Consider the following 316-nt stretch of genomic DNA (forward strand, 5'->3'; position numbering starts at 1 on the left):
CACTGCCGGATGTAAAACTCCAGTTTCTGCGGGCACTGACGGTGCGCAGAGCTCAGATGGTGGAGGCACGCAAACGGCTTTCTGCCCAGATTTCGGCGCGCCGCAAGCAGGGTGTGAGCGCTGAACTGGAGGATATGGACAGCAGTCTCAAAGCTTTTCTCGAAAGCCAGATCAGCGAGCTTGAACAACGGATTGAAAGCGTTATTGCAGAGGCAGAAGAACTCTCCGCCAAAGCAGAACTTCTCCGTTCCATTCCTGGTATCGGCCCGGTATCAGTCTCCATGCTTCTCGCAGAAATGCCGGAACTCGGCCGTAT

Annotated in this window: 1 pseudogene; it reads left to right on the top strand. The window is 55.1% G+C overall.

Annotation, left to right across the window (positions count from 1 at the left end):
• Positions 1 to 316: pseudogene (locus tag HK22_RS14865) on the top strand (IS110 family transposase); the annotation flags it as partial.

It is taken from the genome of Gluconobacter sp. DsW_056 (assembly GCF_002153595.1).
Taxonomy (GTDB): Bacteria; Pseudomonadota; Alphaproteobacteria; order Acetobacterales; family Acetobacteraceae; genus Gluconobacter; species Gluconobacter albidus.